Origin of the sequence: Planomonospora sp. ID91781, from assembly GCF_015711595.1 — a bacterium.
GTDB classification, from domain to species: Bacteria; Actinomycetota; Actinomycetes; order Streptosporangiales; family Streptosporangiaceae; genus Planomonospora; species Planomonospora parontospora.
This window is the reverse complement of the sequence record NZ_JABTEY010000001.1, coordinates 2,002,299-2,018,801: the sequence shown is the minus strand read 5'-3', so window position 1 is coordinate 2,018,801 and position 16,503 is coordinate 2,002,299. Positions and strand designations below refer to the sequence as shown.

Annotated in this window: 12 protein-coding genes; 1 reads left to right on the top strand and 11 read right to left on the bottom strand. The window is 74.5% G+C overall.

All coding sequences use genetic code 11. From position 1 onward, the window contains the following. Window positions 1-42 precede the first annotated feature (42 nt). The 6 genes from HS048_RS09335 to HS048_RS09310 form a co-directional block, all read right to left on the bottom strand. Window positions 43-1,713, bottom strand: a complete 1,671-nt coding sequence (locus tag HS048_RS09335) for a substrate-binding and VWA domain-containing protein (RefSeq protein WP_307832401.1) — start codon at window positions 1,711-1,713, stop codon at window positions 43-45. Between the two features lie 161 nt (window positions 1,714-1,874). Beyond that, the gene (locus tag HS048_RS09330; RefSeq protein ID WP_230881336.1) at window positions 1,875-4,460 is read right to left on the bottom strand and encodes a bifunctional FO biosynthesis protein CofGH; all 2,586 of its coding nucleotides are present in this window, start codon (window positions 4,458-4,460) and stop codon (window positions 1,875-1,877) included. Between the two features lie 557 nt (window positions 4,461-5,017). Beyond that, entirely contained in the window at window positions 5,018-5,926 is a 909-nt protein-coding gene (locus HS048_RS09325) for a DNA-3-methyladenine glycosylase (protein ID WP_196466703.1), read from the bottom strand. Window positions 5,927-6,017: 91 nt separating this feature from the next. Further along, window positions 6,018-7,112 carry a sugar phosphate nucleotidyltransferase gene (locus HS048_RS09320; RefSeq protein WP_068894547.1) on the bottom strand — a complete coding sequence of 365 codons (1,095 nt, stop codon included), beginning with the start codon at window positions 7,110-7,112 and terminating at the stop codon, window positions 6,018-6,020. Between the two features lie 122 nt (window positions 7,113-7,234). Next, on the bottom strand, window positions 7,235-8,164 hold the full coding sequence (locus HS048_RS09315) for a lysylphosphatidylglycerol synthase transmembrane domain-containing protein (RefSeq protein WP_196466702.1): 930 nt from the start codon (window positions 8,162-8,164) through the stop codon (window positions 7,235-7,237). Further along, window positions 8,161-9,015 (bottom strand): class I SAM-dependent methyltransferase, encoded by an 855-nt coding sequence (locus HS048_RS09310; RefSeq protein ID WP_196466701.1) that lies wholly within the window; start codon window positions 9,013-9,015, stop codon window positions 8,161-8,163. The genes HS048_RS09315 and HS048_RS09310 overlap by 4 nt, the downstream gene beginning before the upstream one ends. 102 nt (window positions 9,016-9,117) lie before the next feature. Here HS048_RS09310 and HS048_RS09305 point away from each other — a divergent pair, with 102 nt between their 5' ends. Further along, window positions 9,118-10,095, top strand: coding sequence for a lysylphosphatidylglycerol synthase domain-containing protein (locus tag HS048_RS09305; RefSeq protein ID WP_230880787.1), 978 nt, complete (start codon window positions 9,118-9,120; stop codon window positions 10,093-10,095). Here HS048_RS09305 and HS048_RS09300 read toward each other — a convergent pair. The 5 genes from HS048_RS09300 to HS048_RS09280 all read right to left on the bottom strand — a co-directional run bounded on the left by HS048_RS09300 (window position 10,038) and on the right by HS048_RS09280 (window position 16,296). Further along, window positions 10,038-11,147 carry a glycosyltransferase family 4 protein gene (locus HS048_RS09300; RefSeq protein WP_196466700.1) on the bottom strand — a complete coding sequence of 370 codons (1,110 nt, stop codon included), beginning with the start codon at window positions 11,145-11,147 and terminating at the stop codon, window positions 10,038-10,040. The genes HS048_RS09305 and HS048_RS09300 overlap by 58 nt on opposite strands. Window positions 11,148-11,160: 13 nt before the next feature. Continuing rightward, complete coding sequence (locus HS048_RS09295; RefSeq protein ID WP_068894544.1) at window positions 11,161-12,090, bottom strand: glycosyltransferase family 2 protein; 930 nt, start codon at window positions 12,088-12,090, stop codon at window positions 11,161-11,163. 84 nt (window positions 12,091-12,174) lie between these two features. Beyond that, on the bottom strand, window positions 12,175-13,101 hold the full coding sequence (locus HS048_RS09290; RefSeq protein ID WP_196466699.1) for a permease-like cell division protein FtsX: 927 nt from the start codon (window positions 13,099-13,101) through the stop codon (window positions 12,175-12,177). After that, window positions 13,085-14,053, bottom strand: coding sequence for a permease-like cell division protein FtsX (locus HS048_RS09285; RefSeq protein WP_196466698.1), 969 nt, complete (start codon window positions 14,051-14,053; stop codon window positions 13,085-13,087). The genes HS048_RS09290 and HS048_RS09285 overlap by 17 nt, the downstream gene beginning before the upstream one ends. A 95-nt stretch (window positions 14,054-14,148) precedes the next feature. Beyond that, window positions 14,149-16,296, bottom strand: coding sequence for a hypothetical protein (locus tag HS048_RS09280; protein WP_196466697.1), 2,148 nt, complete (start codon window positions 16,294-16,296; stop codon window positions 14,149-14,151). Window positions 16,297-16,503 lie beyond the last annotated feature (207 nt).

Below are 16,503 nucleotides of genomic sequence, written 5' to 3'. Positions count from 1 at the left end.
GGTGGAACTCGCCGCTGCCGGATCCCGGCCGGGCCGGGCAGGTCAGGCCTTGCGGCAGGTGGGGTGGCAGAGGCGGCGGGCGAGGGCGGAGAGGAAGACGTCGATGATCTCACCGGGCTCCCGGGCGACGTGCAGGGAGCCGTTGGTGATCGAGGCGACCTGGTCGAGGGTGGCCCGGTCGAGGTCGTCGCCGAAGGCCAGCACGACGACCTGGACGGGGTACTGCGGGTCCCACTCCTCGCGCAGCTTCTCGGCCAGCTCCCCGCCGGAGATCCCCCTGCCGTCGTCCTTGCCCGCGGTGATGACCAGGAGCGTGTTGTTCATGCCCTCGTCGTAGGCCCCGGTCAGCTCGCGGAACCCGGCCAGGATCGAGTCGTGCAGGGAGCTGTCCCGCTTCGCGTCGGCGCGCAGGGTCCGGGTGAGCTCCTCCAGGCGGCTGCGCCGGACGACCTGCCCGTCCTCGGCCTCGGTGATCGGGCCGAGCCCCACCCGCTCGCGGTGGTCGCCGCCCGTGCCCCTGGCGTCGGCGAACTCCCACATGCCCATGTGGGTCGAGTTCGGGAAGAGCTGCAGGCCCAGCCGGGCGGCGTCGAGGGCGACCGTCAGCTTGGTCCGCCCCTTGTCCCCCCTGATCGGCTCGGCCATGTGCCGGGAGGCGTCGGCCAGGACCAGGATGTTGGTCGGCGGGGCCAGCCTGCTCCACGCCTCCAGCGCCTCGTCGATCACCGCGGGCACGATGGTCGGGCGGGTGCGGGGCGCCGCGGTGGGGATCTCGGGGCCGGGCGCGTAGGGACCCAGGCTGCCGTCGGCCGAGCGGAAGCCCGCCCGCCGTACCGCGTCCTGGGTCTCCGGGGCGCGGAGCCAGGAGGCGAAGGCCCGGGAGCCGGCCGCCTTGGCCGGGTCGCCGGAGGTGACCACGTAGGGGTAGTCCAGGTTGATGGTCCCCTCGCGCGGGTGGAGCGCGACCAGCGGGTCGGCGGAGGGCCGCTGGTTGTGCTCCCAGACCGACTGCTCCGGGACGATCACCACGGGCCGTTTCCAGAACGAGCGCTCGTCGATCGCGTCGAGCATGCTGCGGTAGTCGGGCGCCGCCCCGGCCTGGGCCCACCGGACGAACGCGGTCAGCGCCCGGTCCGCCTCGGCGCCGCTGCCCACCACGTCCCTGGCCGCGGCCACGGTGGCGATGCCGGCCCCGGCCAGCGACGGGTCGGGGACGCGGACCACGTCGGGCTCGTTCTCGGTGGGCTGGACGCGGCCCCGGGTGGTCGGCGGGAAGACCATCCGCCAGTTCATCTCCGTCCTGCCGACCGCGAACCGCTTCGCCAGCGAGGTCCGGGTGGCGAAGACCAGGGGCGAGGTGGCCATCACGGTCTCGGTGCCCGCCAGGTCGGCCGCGCCCTGCTTGCGGGCCAGCCGGATCCAGGCGGAGGAGTCGGAGATCCAGCCGTCGGGGCGGGCGGCGAGCACGCCCGCGGTGTCCCCGATCAGGGTCCGCAGCACGGTGGCCGGGGGCCGCTCGGTCACCTGCACCAGCACGCACCGGCCGTCGGCCTCGGTCCTGCTCGCGTTGAACCGCCCGGCCGCCTCCATCACGGTGGGGGCGATGTCCACCGCGGCGGCGACGTCCACCAGGACCGGCTCGCCGGAGCAGTCCGCACCGATCCGGTCCGTGATCACCACCACGGCTCCGGCGGCGGCGACCGCCAGGGCCACCGCGGCGAGTGAAACACGTGTCAGCGCCTGATGCCGGCGCCTCTCGGCGCCGGCGGCCACGCGATGTCGACCGGAGGAGGGCACGCTGGGACCTCTCGCTTCAGGGGAATGACAATTCTCCCAACACCCCCCTTACATAGCGCAAGTCAACAGAGAACTTGTTATAGACGCTCAAGCGGCACGAAGTTACGCACACTTTGACAAACGCCGTCGCTGGTCGCCGCGGCGGCCAGCCGTTCCGCGCCCGGCACGCCGTACGAGGTGGTCCGCTGCCGCACCGGCCGGCCGGTCGGGGCGACCATGGCGGCGAGCTCGGTGATCGTCTTGAACGAGCCGTTCTCCGATCCGGCCATCCGGCTGATCGTCTCCTCCATCAGTGTGCCGCCCAGGTCGTTGACCCCGCCGGAGAGCACCTGGCGGCACAGGTCGTCGCGGAGTTTCACCCAGGAGCACTGGATGTTGCCGATCGCGCCGTGCAGCAGGATGCGGGCCAGCGCGTGCACGGCCCGGTTCTCCCGCGCGGTCGGGCCGGGGCGGGCGATCCCGGCCAGGTAGATGGGCGCGCTGTGGTGCACGAACGGCAGCAGCACGAACTCGGAGAACCCGCCGGTCTCCTCCTGGATGCGGCGGATGAGGCGGATGTGCCGGACCCAGTGGGCGTGGGTGTCGACGTGGCCGTACATCATCGTGGAGGTCGTCGGGATGCCCAGCCGGTGGGCGGTGGTGATGACCTCCACCCACTCGGCGGCGGGCAGCTTGCCCTTGGTCAGCACCCAGCGCACGTCGTCGTCGAGGATCTCCGCCGCGGTGCCCGGCAGGGAGTCGACGCCGGCCTCCTTGGCCGCGGCCAGCCAGTCCGCGACGGACAGGTTCGTCCGGCTGGCGCCGTTGACGACCTCCATCGGGGAGAAGGCGTGCACGTGCATCTCCGGCACCCGCGCCTTTACCGCGCGGGCGATGTCGAAGTAGGCGGTGCCCGGCAGGTCGGGGTGGATGCCGCCCTGCATGCACACCTCGGTCGCCCCGGCCCGCCAGCCCTCCTCGGCCCGGTCGGCGACCTGGTCGAGCGAGAGCGTGTAGGCGTCGGCGTCGGTACGGCGCTGCGCAAAGGCGCAGAACCGGCAGCCGGTGTAGCAGACGTTGGTGAAGTTGATGTTCCGGTTGACGACGTAGGTCACCTCGTCGCCCGCGGCCTCGCGGCGCAGGCCGTCCGCGATCCGGCAGAGCTCGTCCAGCCCCGCGTCGTCGGCCCCCGCTCCGTCGGGCCCCCCGGCCAGACCGAGCAGGGTCAGCGCCTCGGCCTCGGTCAGCCCCGCGGGGTCGGCCTCCGCCCGGCGCAGCGCCCGCAGCACGTCACCGGAGACGGCGCGACCGCCTCCGGAGCCGTCCGACTGCGCGGCGGCGGGCAGGCGCTCCTTCAGCGCCTCCCAGTCCCCGTAGACGTGGTCGAAGTCGTCGCGGCGGTCGGCGGTGCGCCCCTCGGCGTCGACGGCGGTGTGCAGGTCGGTCCGGCCGGAGGAGGCGAAGCCGCCGTCGGGCTCCTGCCAGGGGCGGCCGGTGATCTCGGCGCCCTCCCTCGCGAGCCCCGTGGCCGGGTCGGCGAGGGCCGCGACGTGCGCGGCGAGCCGCGGGTCGAGCCAGGGCTCCCCGGCGAGCACGTACTCGGGGTAGATCGTCAGCCGCTCGCGCAGGGTGAACCCGGAGGCGGCCGTGCGGGCGGCGAGCTCGTCGATCTGCGGCCAGGGGCGCTCGGGGTTGACGTGGTCGGGGGTCAGGGGCGACACCCCGCCCCAGTCGTCGATCCCGGCCCGGATCATCAGGTCGTACTCGGCGTCGACCAGGTTCGGCGGGGCCTGCAGGCGCGTCTTCGGCCCCAGCACCAGGCGGGCCACCGCGATCGTGGCGGCCAGCTCCTGCAGGTCGGCGTCCGGCATGCCGCGCATCGCCGTGTCGGGCTTGGCGCGGAAGTTCTGGACGATGACCTCCTGGATCCCGCCGTACTCGCGGGCCGTCTTCCGCAGCGCGAACAGCGACTCGGCCCGGTCCTGCACCGTCTCGCCGATGCCGATCAGGATGCCGCTGGTGAAGGGCACGTTGGAGCGTCCGGCGTCCTCCAGCACGCGCAGCCGTACGGCGGGGTCCTTGTCGGGCGAGCCGTGATGGGGCTGCCCCTTCTCCTCGAACAGGCGGCGCGAGGTGGTCTCCAGCATCATGCCCATCGACGGCGCGACCGGCTTGAGCCGCTGCAGGTCGCGCCAGGTCATCACGCCGGGGTTGAGGTGCGGGAGCAGGCCGGTCTCCTCCAGCACCCGGATCGCCATGGCCCGCACGTAGGAGAGCGTGTCGTCGTAGCCGTGCGCGTCCAGCCACTCGCGGGCCTGGTGCCAGCGGTCCTCGGGCCGGTCGCCCAGGGTGAACAGCGCCTCCTTGCAGCCCGCGGCCGCGCCCTGCCGGGCGATCTCCAGGACCTCGTCGGGGCCGAGGAAGGCGGACTCCAGCTTGTGCGGGGCGGTGGCGAACGTGCAGTAGCCGCACCGGTCCCGGCAGAGCCGGGTCAGCGGGATGAAGACCTTGCGGCTGTAGGTGATGATCCCCTGCCGCCCGACGGCCTCCAGCCCCGCGTCCCTGACCCGTCCGGCGTGGCCGAGCAGGGTCTCCAGGTGGGAGTCCCTGGCGTGCAGCAGGACGGTGGCTTCGGACGGGTCGAGGGCTTTGCCGTCGCGTGCCCGGGCCAGGGCCCGGCGCATCGCGGTGTCGGTGGGAGTGACGCTCATGTACGCACATTAGGTCAACGCCGCAGGACCGGAGTCCCTGGCCTCCGCCCGCCGGTCCCCGGCCGGGCCGGAAATCGGCGGCAGCACATGATCCCGTCTAAAAATAATAAGAATTGACATAGAAGGCGCAGGGATGGTCTGCTGGTGTCATGCCGCCGGACACACTTCGGCCGGGCGGTGCGGGACCCGGGACGCCACCCCGGCGGGCGTCCCGGGTCCCGGCGGCCGCTCCGGCGCCGGAACGGCCGGGCACCCGGGCGCGGAGCGACCGGGTGCCCGAGCACTCCGGCATGGACAGTTGAGCATTGCTAAACGACCGACGCAAGCAAGTCTCGATGGACGTAAATGCTTGTGCTTGCATAGATTAGAGACATCGCACCGGAACCTCCCCCAGGAGCAGAAAATGATCTGGTTCTTCGTCGTCCTCGCCGCCGTCGCCGTCCTCGCCCCGCTGATCGGAGCCGACACGCGCGACGGTCGTGACTGGAGACCGTCCGACCCCGAGCCCTACGGACCCGGAGCCCGCGGTTTCAGAACGATCGGTAGTCCCGTGCCGGCATCCGCGGCCCGCGAGCGGGCGGCCGCGCACCGGCCAGCCTCAGCAGTCGGCTGACCCGGTGGCGGTGCCCCCGGTAGGGGGCCAGCAGCCGGAGCATGCCCGCGTCGTCGACCCTCTCCCCCGCCAGCGACCATCCCACCAGCGACGGCAGGTGGTAGTCGCCCACCGAGACCGCGTCGGGGTCGCCATGGGAACGCTGGCGCACCTCGGCCGAGGTCCACACCCCGATCCCGGGCAGCGCCCGCAGCAGCCGGTCCAGCTCCGCGCTGTCCCCCGCCGCCTCCAGCTTCGCCGCGTGCCGGGCGGCGTTCGCGATCGTCCTGGCCCGTACGGCCTCCGCGCCGGCCCGGTGCCAGTCCCACGACGGGATCGACCGCCAGACCTCGGGCTCGGGGAAGACCCGCATGCCCTCGGGGGCGGGCCCCGGCGCGGTCCCGCCGTACTTCAGGAGCAGCCACCGCCACGCCCGCCGGGCCTCGGCCAGCACGACCTTCTGCTCCAGCACGGCGGGCACCAGCGCCTCCAGCACCCGGGAGGTCCGGCAGATCCGCAGACCGGGGTGGCGCCGGGCCGCCTCGCGCAGCACGCGGTGCCCGGGGACGAACCCCGACGGGTCGTCCTCGGCCCCCAGCAGCGCGGGCAGCGTCTCCAGCAGCCATTCGGCCCCCGGCCCCCAGGCGGTCCCCACCACCTCCCCGCCGCGCCGGGCCATCCGGAGCGTGCCGGGGCCGTCGGGCGTCCGGCAGGTCCGCCAGACCGCCCCGTCGGGCGTCCTCCGCCAGGCCGGGTCGCCGCTCCCGCGCCGGCACGGCCGCAGGACCAGCTCGAGGTCGAGCGGCCCGTCCCAGCGCAGGCACCGCTCGGTCGCGGTGACGCTCACCGGCGGCCTCCGAACGTCGCCGGGGAGGCCGGGCCGCCCGCCCGCGGCGCTCCGGCACCGCCGGTGAAGCGGTGACGCCCGTCCATCCCGCTCAGACGTCGCTGGAGAAGCGGACCGCGCACTCGGGGAGCACGACGCCGGGCCAGACCCGGCTGCCCGCCAGGAGCTCGTTTCCGGCGCCGACCACGGCGCCGTCGCCGATGACCACGTCGCGCAGGACCGTCCCGGACGAGACGCGGGCCCCGATGCCGACCACCGAGTCGACCACCTCCGCGTCGGCGTGGACCACGCAGTCGTCGCCGAGCACGCTCCCGGTGATCCGGGCCCCGGACTCCACGACCGCGCGGGCGCCGACCACCGACCCGCCGGAGACCTTGGCCTCGGGCGAGATCATCGCACCGGGCAGCGCGAGGAAGTCACCGGGCGGACCGGGCAGCGCGGGCGAGGCCAGGCGGCCGAGGACCAGGTCGCGGGAGCCCTTGACGAAGGCGGCCGGGGTGCCCACGTCCAGCCAGTAGGACGCGTCGGCGTAGCCGAGCACCAGGGCGCCGTCCTCGATCAGCCCGGGGAAGGTCTCCCGCTCGACCGAGACGACCCGGCCCGCCGGGATGGAGTCGATCACCGAGCGGGTGAAGACGTAGCAGCCCGCGTTGATCAGGTTGGTCACCGGGTTCGGGGTCTTCTCCAGGAAGGCGGTGACCCGGCCCTCCTCGTCGGTCGGCACGCAGCCGAAGCGCGAGGGGTCGTCGACCTCGGTGAGGTGCAGCGTGACGGCGGCCCCGCGGGACACGTGCCGGGCGACCTGGTCGCCGATGTCGTGCCCGGACAGGATGTCGCCGTTGAGCACCAGCACGGGCGCGTCCGGGCCGCAGGTCAGCGCCTCGGCGGCGTTGCGGATCGCGCCGCCGGTGCCGAGCGGGGTCTCCTCTGTCATGTACTCGATGGAGAGCCCGAACGCCGAGCCGTCCCCGAACGCCTCGGAGAACATCTCCGCCCGGTAGGACGTGGCGAACACGATGCGGCCCACGCCGAACGAGCGGGCCCGCGCGAGCTGGTGCGCCAGGAAGGGGACCCCCGCCGTGGGCAGCAGCGGCTTGGGGGTGCCCAGCGTCAGGGGACGCAGCCGCGTCCCCTGTCCTCCGACGAGGAGGATCGCCTCAAGATCCGACAAAGGGGTCTCCGCCATTCCGAGAGGTTAGCCCACTATTCGACAGCGCGTTGATAGGAACCGGTCCCGCCGCCGACCGCGTGGGACCCGACCTTCCCGCTCCGATTCACCCTACGGGGAGAGTCCCCGGAATCGTGGGATCAATCGCATGTCTTTTCGCTGGTCGCCAGGGCGCTCGGATCCTCCGTACGGCGGGCCGCCAGCCCGGCCGCGCCCGCGCAGACCAGGTCGCCGAGGACGATCACGATCCGCGAGCAGAGCGCCGCGGTGATGGCCGATCCCCGGTCCAGCACGGGCGCCAGCACCGCGACCATCGCCACCTCGCGCACCCCGGCCCCGGCCGGGACCACGAACGTCATGATCCCCAGGCACCAGGACAGCGCGAAGGCCCCGACCGAGAAGACCGCCACCGACGGGCCGGACGGGCCCAGCTCGTACAGGATCGCGGCCAGGTGCAGGCCGTACGCGGTCCAGCCGAGCAGCGCCCAGCCCAGGGCGGTGAGCATCCCGCGCCGGGTGAGCGGACGCTCCAGCGGCTCGCGCCCGAGCCGGCGCAGCCCGAACCCGATGACCGCGTTGACCACCCGCGGTTCGAGCGCCACCGCCAGCACGGGCACCAGCAGGAACGCCCACGCGTACGGCGCCGCGGAGCCCGGCGGGGCGGCGAGCAGCGTCACCGCCGAGACGAGCAGCCCACTGCCGAGCTGGACCGGCATCGTCAGGAAGAACGCCGCGGCGCTGCGCGGCCGGGGCACGCCCAGCTCGCGGCCCATCTCCATCTGGGCGACGACCGGCCAGAGCGAGCCGGGGATGTACTTGCCGAGCTGGCCGACGAAGAAGACCTTCGCCGCGGGGCGGAGCGGCAGCGGCGAGCCGAGGTCGGCCAGCAGCGCCCGCCACGTCATCATCCCGCCGCCCAGCGCCGCGACCACCGCGACCACCGATAGCGCAAGCGCCGGCCACGACAGCCGGGCGAACCCGGCCCGCACGGCCTCCCACTGCCCCGCCACCGCCCACGCGCCGAAGCCCAGCGCGACGAGCAGGAACGCGATCCGGACCAGCCGCTTCACAGCGGGACGACCGGGTCCGGGGGCTGCGGCAGGCGCGCCCCCGCCGGGCGCCGGGTGCTCTTGGTGGCCACCCACAGGTAGGTCGGCACCACCGGCAGCAGGGCGCGCAGCACGGCGCGGGGCAGCCGGGACAGCACGGCCTCGGCGGCGCGGCCGACGGCGCCGGGGAACAGCTCGGAGCCGGCGAAGGCCGCCGGGGTGGCCAGCACCGGGAACGTGTAGTCCCAGACCCGCAGACCGCGGACCATCTTCCGCAGGCCGCGCCGGGTCCGGTAGCGCTCGTAGTAGCTGTCGGCCCGGCCGGACAGGCGCACGTAGCGGTCGGCCAGCGCGGGCGGCAGATAGGACAGGAACGGCAGCCTGTAGTGCGGCTCCATCACCCCGAGCCGGTTGCCCAGGCCCAGGTAGAGCACGCCCTCGTCGGACAGCACCCGGCGCATCTCCGCCATGATCGCGTCGGGGTCGACCACGTGCTCGTAGATGTGGTTGAAGACCAGCACGTCGATCGAGCCGTCCGGGAAGGGCAGCGCGGTGCCGTCCGCGCAGACGAACTCCACCCGCCCGCCGAAGCGCGCGGCCGCCTTGCGCAGGCCCGGCACGTCGATGTCCACGCCGAACGTGCGGGCGGCGCCCGCCTCCGCCAGCTCGTCGGCGATGAACCCCGCCGAGCAGCCGATGTCGGCGACGGTCAGCCCCTTCAGCACATCGGTGTCCCGGCCGAGGAAGTGGCCGAGCACGGCCACGATCTTCGCGGCCTTCCTGCGGCGCTTCTCCTCGTCCAGCATCGCCGCCTGGAACTCGGAGTACTCCAGCTGCGCCTGCCGCTCCGCACCCGCCCTGCCCGTCGCCATCCGCTCCACCGTTCCTCGTCCGCCTGCTTGCGCGCGGTGCCCAAGGCTACCGGCGAGCCGCGACCCTACCGCCGGGTAACCTCCACGTCGTACCCTGAGCGGATGCTCAGCCGTCTGCTCAGCCGCCTGCGGACCAGCCGCCTGCTCCGGGTCCTGCTGGCCCTGGTCGCCCTGGCCTTCGCCGGGTACGGCCTGCACCGCAACTGGGACGGCACCGTCTCCGCGCTCGCCCGGCTGTCCTGGTGGTCCCCCGCCGGGGCGTGCGCGGCGACGCTGGCCGGGGCCGGCCTGCTGATGGTCGCCTGGCAGCGGGTCGTCGCCGGGCTCGGCTCGCCGTTCCCGCTCGGGGTGGCCGCGCGGGTGCTCTTCGTCGGCCAGCTCGGCAAGTACGTCCCCGGCTCCGTCTGGGCCTACGCCGCGATGATGGAGCTGGGCCGCGACCACGGCTGCCCGCCCCGGCGCACCTTCAGCGGCACCTCGATCGCGCTGGTGGTCTCGCTCGGCTGCGCGGTCGCGCTGGCCGCCGCCACGCTGCCGTTCACCGCCCGGTCGGTGGCCGAGCAGGCGTGGTACCTCGCCCTGGTCGTCCCGGTGATCGCCGTCTGCCTGCACCCCAGGGTCCTGACCTGGGGCCTGAACCTGGTCCTGCGCCTGGCGCGCAGGGACCTCCTCGACGAGGTGCTGCCCGGCCGCGCCCTGCTGGGCGCCGTGGCCTGGACGGTCTCCGGCTGGCTGGTCTACGGCCTGCACGCCTGGCTGGTCATCGGCGACCTGACCGGCGACCTCTCCGCGTCCGCCTACCTGCTCGGCGCCGGGGCCTACGCGTTCGCCTGGGCGAGCGGCCTGCTCGCCGCGTTCGTCCCGGCGGGCGTGGGCGTGCGCGAGGGCGCGATGGTCCTCGTGCTCGCACCCTCGGTCGGCACCGGCAACGCGGTGGTCGTCGCCGTGCTCTCCCGCCTGGCCTTCACCTTCACCGACGTGGCCTGGGCCGGGATCGGCTTCCTGCTGGGCCGCCGGGCCGCTCAGGCCTCCCCGGAGGAGGCCGCCGAGACCAGCGCCTCGACGTACGCCGCCCAGTAGGGCCCGGGATCCACGGCCTTCACCCCGGCGCGCAGCCGCTCCGGCTCGCCGGGCGCGTAGAACCGCGCCAGGACCTCGCGCAGCGACTCCACCGAGCCCGGCTCGGCCAGCAGGCCGTCCACCCCGTCGGTGACGTGGTCGCCGAGCGTGCCCACCCTGGTGGCGATCACCGGCACGCCCTGCTCGTGCCCGAGCCACACCTGCTGGCTGGCCGTACCGCCGCGGTAGGGCAGGACCAGCGCGTCCACGTCCTCGAACAGGCCCGGCACGTCCTCGGCGGCCACGTAGCCCGGCCGCAGCTCCACCCGGCCGGTCAGCCCGAGCTCGGCGACCAGCGCCTCCGTCTCCGCCTGCCCGCCCCAGAACTCCCCGGCCACCCGCAGCGCGACGCCCTCGGGCAGCGCCCGGATCAGCACGTCGAGCCCCTTGTACGGCCGGACCAGCCCGAAGAAGAGCAGCCGCCGGTGCACCCGCCGCCCGGCGTCCGGCTCGGCCCGCTCCCGCGCCCCGGCCGGCAGGTGCGGCGCCATCTGCGCCGTCGTCACCGGCGCGGGCGCCAGCGCGCGGGCCAGCTCCGCCTGCGCCGCAGAGTGGACCAGCACCCCGTCCACCCGGCGCAGCAGCGCCCGCATCAGCGGCGTGTCGTACGGCTTGCGCTCGTGCGGCAGCACGTTGTGGCACAGCGCCACCACACGGGGGGCCGCCGCCTCCGCCCGGCGGCGCAGGCCGTACAGGATGCCCAGGTACGGCGGGACCTGCACCGGGCTGAGCACGGCCAGGACCACCAGGTCGGCCGAGCGCAGCCGCCGCCCGCAGGCGACCCAGCCGTCCGGGCGGCGCCAGTCGAGCACCCGGCGGACGTTCCCGAACGGCTCGCCGTCGGGGGTGTCGGCGGTCTGCCGCCCCGGATAGAGGAACGAGGGGTACTGCGCCCGCCACGACTCGATCACCACGTCGTGCCCGGCGGCCCTCAGCCGGTGGGCGAGCTCGGTGGTGTGCGCGGCACCGCCGCCCTTGTAGGGGTAGGTCGGCCCGACGATCGCGATCCGCATGCCGCTTCCGCCCCTACTCGCTGCGGGAGCGCACGATGAGGTCGGCCAGCAGCGCCAGCGAGCCGATCAGCAAACCCGTGACGAAGATGATGATGGTGTTGTTGGCCAGGTAGAACGGGGTCTTGACGTTGTCGTAGACGCCCTTCGCCAGGCCGATGCAGACCAGCCAGATGGCGGGCGGCATGAGGACCTTGAGCGGGTTGAAGTACATGACCATCCGCAGCACCTGCAGGATGTAGCGGTAGGCGTCGGAGACGAAGCTGAACTTCGACTTGCCGGCCCGCTTGCTGTACTCGATCGGCAGGTAGTGGACGTCGTGCTGGTTCGACAGGAACGACAGCGTGATCGTCGTGACGCAGGAGAACCCGGGCGGCAGCAGCCGCAGGTACGGCCTGGCGACCGACTTGCGGAAGGCCCGCAGGCCCGAGTTGAGGTCGGGGATCCGCTGTCCGGCCAGCCACTCGGCGATCTTGCGGATGACCCACTTCGCCGGGACCCGCAGGAACTTGTGCGAGCCCTCCTCGGTGGTGCGCGCGCCCACCACCTGGTCGATCCCGGGGTCCTTGTCGAGGATCTGGACCAGCTCGGGGATGCGCTCGTTCGGGTAGGTCATGTCGGCGTCGGTCCACACGACGATCTCGCCGCGCGCCTCCTGGCTGCCGATCCGGCGGACCGTGCCCGACCCGCCGTTGCGGTGGAACGCCCTGATCCGCATGTGCGGGAAGCGCGGCGCCGCCTCCTTCAGCCGGGCCAGGGTCTCGTCGGTGGAGCAGTCGTCCACGGCCACGAGCTCGTAGGTGTAGCCGCTGTCGTCCATGGCCCGGCAGATGCGCTCGACCTCGTCGATGACGTGGTCCTGCTCGTTGTAGCAGGGCAGGACGATCGTGACGTACGGCGTTGCGTCCACAGCTGGTCCACTCTCGGGGGTCTCGGGCGTGCTCACGGCAGGCGAGGATACTCTGCCCGGCCGGACCCCGGACCCACATCACCCGCTTCGGGCGATCCCGGCGCCGTCGTCGGCGGGCCGCTACTTCCCGGGTTCGACGCGGTACACCGTGCTGACCCCCGGCAGCGACTTCAGCGCCTCGGCCGCGGCGGGGAAGGCGGCCGGGTCGGAGAGCTTCACGTAGAAGGTCTCCCTGGACAGGTCGACCCGGAACAGCCTGCCGCCGGCCGGCTCCTCCGGGTAGTAGTGGCGCATCAACCGGGCGTGGTGCTCGCGGTCCTGGAGGTAGACCGTCTCGGCGTCGGGCAGCGCCCAGATCCGGTCGAGGACCGCCTGTCTCTCCGCCGCGCTCACCGCGCCGGTGACCCCGGCGGGCCGGTTCTTCGGGCACGCGTACCGGGACCAGTCGTCCGTCCCGCACAGGACGACGGCGAGGTCGGCCCTGCCCCACCAGAAGTCCGTGGGATCTCGCTCCACCCGGTCGACCTCGGGCATCGCCTTCACCCGTTCGGCCACCGCCGCGAAGTCGCCGCTCCGGCGGAGGACGGCCCTGACCGTGGGGAAGGGCGTCACCTCCCCCGAGGGCTCCTCGCCCAGGTCGGCGTAGTAGGCCAGCGTCTCGCGGCGGTTCTGCTCACCGCTCACGAAGACGACCTCGGCCAGCTCCGGTATCGCCCGCATGCGCTCGGCGACCGCCCGGCCCTCGGCGTCGGTGGCCTTGCGCCGCCCGGGGCAGCGGCCCCCTCCTCCGGGACCGTAGCCCTCGCACAGGAAGACCGTGAGCCCCCGTTGCTCGGGGAACGCCGCCTCGGGCGGGGGCAGCGGCTCGAACGAGCGCTCGTACAGGTACCGGCCCCCGATCCCGGCCGCGCCCAGCACCAGCAGCACCGCGGCGCAGACGGACAGCATCCTGACCGGCCCGGCGTGCGCCCGCACCCACGCCTGGAGCCACGGCTCCCGGTCCGGATCACCGCCGCCGAAGGAGAGCTCTTCATGACCCGACGACATCGCCGCCCCGCCCCTCCGCGAGCGAGTGCCCCTCGGGGTGCCCCTCGGCGCGGACCGGAGCCACCGACCGGACGCCGGGCAGGGACTTCAGCGCCGCGGCGGCCGCCGGGAGGTCGGCCGGACCGGAGAAGCGGACGTAGAAGGTCTCGTAGGACCTGTCGAACCGGAACAGCGGGTCGCCTGCCGGGCGCTCGGGGTGGTAGTGCCGCAGCAGCCGGATCCGGTGGTCGCGGCTCTCCAGGTAGACCGTCTCGGCGCCGGGCAGCGCCCAGATCCGGTCCAGGACCGCCCGCTTCTCCACCGGACTCGCGGAACCCGTGGCCCCGGCGGGCCGGTGCTTCGGGCACGCGTACCGGGACCAGTCGTCCGTCCCGCACAGGTGCACGGCGAAGTCGGCCCTGCCCGCCCAGAAGTCGGTGGGGACGCGGAGCACCCGGTTGACCCCGGGGAGCTCCCTGAGCCGCTCGGCCACCGCGGCGAAGTCCGCACTCCGGCGGAGCGTCCCCTCGACCCGCGCGTGCAGGAACGCGAGCTCGATCTTCTCCGGCTCGCCCGCGTCGGTGTAGTAGGCCAGCGTCCTGCGGCGGTCCTCCTCCTTGCTGACGAGGACCGCCTCGGCCAGCTCGGGCATCGTCCTCATCCGCGCCTCGACCGCCCGGCCGTCGGCCTCCGTCGCCTCGCGCCGCTCCCGGCACGCCCACGCCTCCGCGCCCAGGCCGCACAGGTGGGCCGCGATCCGCACCTGGGCGGGGAACGGCGCGTCCGGCGGGGGCAGCGGTTCGCGGGACCGCTCGTACAGGTGCCGGCCCCCGGCTCCCGCCGCCACCAGCACGGCCGCCACCGTGAAGCAGACCGTCAGCGCCCGGGCGTGCGCCCGCACCCACGCCTGCAGCCACGGCTCCCGATCCGGATCACCGCCGCCGAAGGAGATCTCTTCATACCCGGACGACATTCAAGAAACTATGCCTAATCGAGGAGAGAATCACCATACGGACATCATTCATCAGGTGTGATCGCTCGCCGGTCCCGTCGGACTCCTCCGCTCCGTCAGGGCACGGCCGTCCAGACGTCGACCGACAGGGACCAGGTGCCGTTCGGCGCCTCGGTGAGGGAGCGCTCGTCCTGGCGGGTGCGCAGCGCCATCGCCCGGACCGGCGTGCCGTACGGCGCGAGCTGGCCCGCCTCGGCGGCCAGGAGAACCGGCGTACGGCCCGCCGCCCGGATCCGGCCGATCAGCCGGGTCACGTCGGCCGGGGACGGCAGGTCGGTGCCGGGGACGACCTCGACCCGGGCCGCGGGCACCCCGCAGACCCCCCGGACGAGCTGGGTGAACCGGTCGGCGGTGACCCGCTCCACGGTGAGCACCGAGGCGTCCCGCGGAAGGGACGCGCACAGCGACCCGACCGCCGCGCGCTCCCCCCGCCCGACCGGCGTGAACGCGGTCCCGATGGAGGTGACGGCGGCGGGCGCGACCAGCAGCACCGCGCCGAGGACGGCGGCGCCCCTCCGCGCGCCGGGGCCGTGCCCCCGCTCCCGGACCGCCCGGAGGATCCGCTTCAGGCCCCAGACCGCGAGCAGGATCAGGCCGGGCAGCACGACCGGGACCAGCCGCCGGGCGGCCCACGGGTGGTCGGGGGTGATCGCCGGGCGGTAGAGCGTGGTGACCGTGGTCCAGCCGATCACCGCCAGCGGGAGCAGCCACCCGCCCGCCCTCCCCCGCACCAGCCTGCGGGCCAGTACGGCGGCGGCCAGCGTGGCCAGCAGCACGGCCGGGACGCCGACGTACCAGGCCGCCCAGTGCAGCGAGTCCTCGTAGTAGAGCCTGGTGCCGTCGGCGGCGAGCCCGTTCGCCACCTGCGTCTTCTCGATGAACTCCGCGGTCGTCCGGTCCTCCTCGGTGACCGCCCGGCGGGTCACGGTCTGCAGCCACGGCCGGACCGCGAAGGCCGCCATGACCGCCGCCGCCAGCCCGGCCGCGGCCTCCGGCAGCCACCGCACCCGCGCGGCCCGCCGGAGCGGACCCGCCAGCCGGGGCGCGAGCGCGGCGGCCGCCAGGGTGAGGAGCAGCACGGCGCCGCAGACGGCCAGCAGGGGCTTCCACGACGCCTCGAGATAGTCGAGGTACGGCTCGGCCAGCAGGAACGCGGCGGCGAAGCCGAGCCCGGCCCCCGCCAGCAACCCGCCGAGCAGCGGCGGACCGAGCCTCCCGCCCGGTGCCCCCGCCCGGCGCAGGGCGATCAGCAGCCCCGCGTAGGCCAGCACCGGCAGCACGTCCCGCAGGCCGTCGATCCGGACGAGCACGGCCAGCCCGAAGACCAGCCCGGCCAGCGCGGCCCCGAGCCGGGAGCGCGCGTCCAGCAGCAGCGACAGCCCGCCGAAGAGCAGGATCAGCGACGGGATCTCGCTGAAGGTGGTCCGCGAGGTGTAGAGGACCGGCAGGCAGACCGCGAGCGCCAGCGCGGCGAGCGGCGCCCACCGGGCCCCGGCCAGCCGGGCGGCGGTCCCGGCGAACACCAGCACGGCCAGCGCCCCCAGCACCGGCGGGGTCAGCAGGAGGCCGGGCAGCCCGCCCAGCCAGTGGCCGATCGCGTAGACCATCGGCGGGCCCGGCATGAACTGCGGCACCACCGCGCCGCCGTGGTCGAAGAAGCCCACGCTGTCGAAGCGGAGCGCCGCGTCCGGCCCGCCGAAGGCCGCCTCGCCGTACGGGATCGGCAGCGCGCCGCGGGTGGCCAGCCAGACGGCGTACTGCGCGTAGGTGGCGGGGTCGCGGCGGACGACCAGCTGCTCGCTGTGCAGCAGCGCGTTGAGGACGCCCGAGCCCGCCGCGACGGCGAGCACCCCCGCCACCTGCCACCGGGTCGCCCCCTCGACCCCGGGCGCCCTCCCCGGTTCGGACCCGCGCCCGGACCCGTCGCCGGACGCGGAGCCGGTCGTGACCCCGGCCCCGGACGCGGCTCGGCTCCCGGGTCCGGACCCGGCCCCGGGCGGGCGGCGCAGGCCGTACCGGCACAGCAGCGCGGCGGCGGCCAGGCCCAGCGGGACCGCGGCGAGCGGCCGGAACCAGCCGAGCAGCAGCAGCGGGAGCCCGGCGAGCAGCCAGCCCGCCAGCACGAGCGCGGGTGCGGCCGAGGCCACGGCGAGCACCCGGCCCGCCGAGGGCCTGCGCACGCGTTCCGGCCAGGTGGTCCTCATGATCCTCTCCGCAGGGTAGTCGCGACCCGCCGGTACGGCCCCGCCCGCCGGAGCCGATAGCGTACGCGCAACGCGCGAAGGGGGCGGTGGGTGGCCGGAGTGGCACGGGGACGTCGGTGGCTCACGGGCGGACGCGCGGCCCGGGAGCACGAGCCGGTCCCGGAGGCGCCCGACCGCACCCGGAGACGCCGGTGGTCCCCGTGGGCG